Annotated in this window: 4 protein-coding genes and 2 pseudogenes; 3 read left to right on the forward strand and 3 right to left on the reverse strand. The window is 69.0% G+C overall.

The window, feature by feature from the left end:
- A pseudogene (locus ADBZ6I_RS16445) lies at positions 1–183 on the reverse strand (preprotein translocase subunit SecY); the annotation flags it as partial.
- 232 nt (positions 184–415) lie between these two features.
- On the opposite strand from ADBZ6I_RS16445, the gene ADBZ6I_RS16450 reads away from it, so the two are divergent.
- Both ADBZ6I_RS16450 and ADBZ6I_RS16455 read left to right on the forward strand, forming a co-directional pair.
- Positions 416–1,318, forward strand: a complete 903-nt coding sequence (locus tag ADBZ6I_RS16450; RefSeq protein ID WP_526385728.1) for an SAM-dependent methyltransferase — start codon at positions 416–418, stop codon at positions 1,316–1,318.
- A 5-nt stretch (positions 1,319–1,323) separates the two neighbouring features.
- A pseudogene (locus ADBZ6I_RS16455) lies at positions 1,324–1,449 on the forward strand (SAM-dependent methyltransferase); the annotation flags it as partial.
- Between the two features lie 53 nt (positions 1,450–1,502).
- On the opposite strand, the gene sppA reads toward ADBZ6I_RS16455, so the two are convergent.
- Positions 1,503–3,275: a signal peptide peptidase SppA gene (sppA, locus tag ADBZ6I_RS16460; protein WP_526385730.1), complete on the reverse strand. Its 1,773-nt coding sequence runs from the start codon at positions 3,273–3,275 to the stop codon at positions 1,503–1,505.
- 105 nt (positions 3,276–3,380) lie between these two features.
- Between sppA and ADBZ6I_RS16465 the strand changes: the two genes are divergently transcribed.
- The gene (locus ADBZ6I_RS16465) at positions 3,381–3,554 is read left to right on the forward strand and encodes a CsbD family protein (RefSeq protein ID WP_526385732.1); all 174 of its coding nucleotides are present in this window, start codon (positions 3,381–3,383) and stop codon (positions 3,552–3,554) included.
- Positions 3,555–3,646: 92 nt separating this feature from the next.
- Here the strand turns inward: ADBZ6I_RS16465 and rplO are convergent.
- Positions 3,647–4,075 (reverse strand): 50S ribosomal protein L15 (gene rplO, locus ADBZ6I_RS16470; RefSeq protein WP_526385734.1); only part of this gene is annotated, 429 nt, incomplete at its 5' end.

Consider the following 4,075-nt stretch of genomic DNA (forward strand, 5'->3'; position numbering starts at 1 on the left):
CGAGTAGATCTGCGCACCGGCGCCGCCGCTGACCTCGGTGATGCACTGCTGCACGTTGACGTAGTTGACGCCCGGGGACGGCAGGGTGGCACCGGCGCGGTAGAGGATCACCATGCCCAGCGTGAAGAGGATCTTGCGCCGCAGATCGGGCGTCCGCAGCGACGAGATGAAAGCCGAGAGCACTCTTCCTCCTGGGCAGCCGGACGTAGCCGTCGCGACGTGCCGATGGGGCTGGGCGGGCCAGCGTTGGCGGTAACCTTCGTCGGCGCGCCAGGAGGCGCGCCCGGAATAGTCTACTGAGACTAACAGTTATCCCAGGCTGGCCGGGAATCCGCTCGCAGCCGGCAAACGGTACCGCGATGCTGGTTAAAGTGGCTAACCAAGTAGCCACGGAAGAATTTCGGAGATCCACGACATGGCCCGCTACGCCGATGACAAGACAGCGGAATCCCTGCGGAGCGCCGGAGACTCCTGGGACCTGACCTCCGGCGTCGGCGCCACCGCGACGGCGGTCGCCGCGTCGCGGGCGCTGGCCACCCGGGCCGGCATCATCGACGACGTATTTGCCGAACCGCTGGTGCGCGCGGTCGGCGCGCCGCACTTCCTGGCCATCCTGGACGGGGCGCCCGACCCCGAGTCCCAGGTGAGCCGGATGGTAGACGGAATGGCCGTGCGGACAAGATTTTTCGACGCCTTCCTCGTCGAGGCCGCCAAGGCGAGCGTGCGCCAGGCGGTCATCCTGGCCAGCGGTCTGGACTCGCGGGGCTACCGGCTGCCCTGGCCGCCGGGTACCCACGTGTACGAGATCGACCAGGCCGGGGTGATGGACTTCAAGGTCGCGGCCATGCGGGAACTGGGCGCCGCGCCGACCGTCGATCTGCGCAGCATCGGGGTGGACCTTCGCGACGACTGGCCGACAGCGTTGCGCGCCGCCGGATTCGATGCCGGCCGGCCGGCCGCGTGGATCGCCGAGGGTCTGCTGATGTATCTGCCTGCGGACGCCCAGGACCGGTTGTTCGACCACATCACCGCGCTGAGCGCTCCGGGCAGCCGGGTGGCCACCGAATTCGTGCCCAGCATGGACGCCTTCACCGACGACGACGGGAAGTGGAGGCGGATGGGCTTCAACGACGACCTCGCCGGGTTGGTCTACGCCGGCCAGCGCAGCCACGTCGGCGACTACCTGGAAGGGCTCGACTGGCAGGTGAGCGGACGGCTGGTCCGGGAGTATTTCGAGGAGTACGGCATCGAACACCTCGACGACGAGATGTCGGCGAAGTTCGAAGGCTTCCAGTACATCTGCGCGCGGCTGGGCTGACCGCCGTGGTGCGTACCGGGGACGACAGCTGGGACCTGGCCTCCAGCGTCGGGGCGACGGCGACCATGGTCGCGGCCGCCCGGGCGATCGCGTCCCGGGACGAGCGGCGGCTGATCGACGACCCGTTCGCACCGGGCCAGCACCATGGCCGCCGAGATGCGCTCCCCGGGGCCTGAACATCGACCTAGAAGCGGTACTCCCCCAGCAGAAGCGCCTGCGTCCCGTTGAGTGAGCGCTCTCCCCGCTCGATCAGCCCGGCCACCGCCGAGCCGACCAGGCTGGTCGCCAGATCGGGCAGTGACGCCGCCGGCTGCGAGGACGTCCGGTGCCGCAGGTAGTCCCGCATCGATGAGCCCGGGTAGCCGGCGAGTGTGACTTCCGCGTCGGAATCCAGGCCGGCCAGCACCTTGGCGTGGCGCACCGCGGCCCGCAGACCGCCGAGCTCGTCGACCAGACCGCGTTCCAGCGCGTCCGCGCCCGTCCAGACCCGGCCCCGGGCCACCGCGTCGACCTCCTCGGCCGACATCCCGCGGGCCTCGGCGACCCGCCGGACGAAATCGTCATAGAACAGATCGGCCTCGGCCTCCACCAGCGCGTGCTGCTCGGCGGTGAACGGGGCATTGGGTGACCACGCGTCGGCGTTGGTGTTGGTGCGCACCGAATCCGAGCCGACCCCGAGTCGGTCCTTGAGGTCGCGGGCCACCAGCTTGCCGGTCACCACACCGATCGAGCCGGTGATGGTGCCCGGGTTGGCGACGATCTTCTCGGCGGCCATCGCGACGTAGTAGCCGCCGGAGGCGGCTACCGCACCCATCGACGCGACCACCGGCTTGCCGGCCTCGCGGACCCGGCACACTTCCCGCCAGATCGTCTCCGAACCGGTCACCGCACCGCCGGGGCTGTCGACCCGCAGCACCACCGCCTTGACCGCGTCGTTGGAGGCGGCCTGGCGCAGCGCTGCGGCGATGGTGTCGGCGCCCGCGCTGCCGCGGGACAGCGGAAACGCCTGCGGGCCGCCGCGTCCGCTGACGATGGGCCCGGCCACCGTGACCACAGCCAGGGTCGGTTTCTTCGACCGGCCCGGGATCGATGGGCCACCCTTGCGGGCCTGTGCGTAGCGCGACAGGAACAGCCGGGGCGGAGCGTCGTCGGAGTCCGGGTCGTCGAGGTCGTCGGCGCCGGCCAGTCGGGCGATACGCAGATAGGCTTCGTCACGAAATCCTATGCGGTCCAGAAGCTTTGACTCACAGGCAGCATCACGCAGCAGCGGCGCCTGATCGGCCAGCCGGTCCAGTGCGGCGGTGTCCAGCCCGCGCGACTCGGCGATGCCCTGCCACACCTGGGTGTGCAGACTTTCGATCAGCCGGGTGTCGGCCTCGCGGTGGGCGTCGGTGTAGCTGTCCTGGGTGAACAGGTTTGCCGCGGACTTGTACTCCCCGCGCGCCACGAACTGCGCCTCGATACCGGCCTTGCCCAGCGCGTCGCGCAGGAACAGGGCGTTGGTGGCGAAACCGATCAGACCGAGGGTGCCCGACGGCTGCATCCACACCTCGCCGAACGCCGACGCCAGGTAGTAGGACAGCGTGCCGGGGTAGGTCTCGGCCCAGGCCAGCGACGGTTTCACGGCGGTGAAAGCGGTGATCGCCTCGCGCAGTTCCTGTACCGCCGCGGGCGGGGCCGCGGACAACTGGACCCGCGCGATCAGTCCGGCGACGCGGTCGTCGTCGGCGGCGCGGTGGATAGCGGCGACCGCCTCACGCAGCACCATCGGCCTACCACCGCCGGTGACCAGCCGGACCGGGTCGAAGGCGGCAGTCTCCGACGGGACAGACTCCAGGTTGAGTTCCAGGATGCAGCCCTGTGGCACCCCGTGGTGACGGGCGGTGTCGACGCGGCGGGCTCCGGTTTTGATGTAGTCGCGCAGGTCATCGGGTATTCCGGGCAGAAGGACACGCATGGTTACGAGGCTACAGAGCGCCGGGCGGCGTTTCACTGCCCCGGCGGGGTGGTACCCGCTGTGGGTGCCTCCGCACCGGAGGCCGACAAGGAGTGGGAGCGGAAGATGAGCGCGACAGACAAAGCGAACAACAAGATGGAAGACCTGGGCGGGAAGGCCAAAGAGGGCATCGGCAAGCTGACCGGCGATCGTGACAAAGAGAACGAAGGCAAAGGCGATCAAGCCAAGTCATCGCTGAAAGACGCCGGCGAGAAGGTCAAGGACGCCTTCAAGCACTGAGCCCGCGACAGACCGCGGAAAACGGCAAAGCCCCCGCCGAGGCGGGGGCTTTGTCGTTGTGAAGAGTCGCTGTGACTGTTCGTTGCGAACGGTCAGGAGACCTCGGTGGCCGATCCGCCCGCCGCGGTGATCTTGTCCCGGGCGCTGCCACTGAACTTGTGCGCGGTCAGGTTGACCGAGACCGTCAGCTTGCCGTCGCCGAGCACCTTCACCAGGGTGTTCTTGCGGACCGCACCCTTGGCGACGAGGTCGGCGAGGCCGATGTCACCGCCGGCCGGGAACAGCCGGCTGATGTCGCCGAGGTTGACCACTTGGTATTCGGTGCGGAACCGGTTCTTGAAGCCCTTGAGCTTGGGCAGCCGCATGTGGATCGGCATCTGGCCACCCTCGAAGGCCACCGGCACGTTCTTGCGGGCCTTGGTGCCCTTGGTGCCGCGACCGGCGGTCTTGCCCTTGGAGCCCTCACCACGACCGACGCGGGTCTTGGCCTTCTTCTCACCGGGAGCCGGACGCAGGTCGTG

The sequence above is a fragment of the Mycobacterium sp. genome (genome assembly GCF_044342925.1).
Lineage (GTDB): Bacteria > Actinomycetota > Actinomycetes > Mycobacteriales > Mycobacteriaceae > Mycobacterium.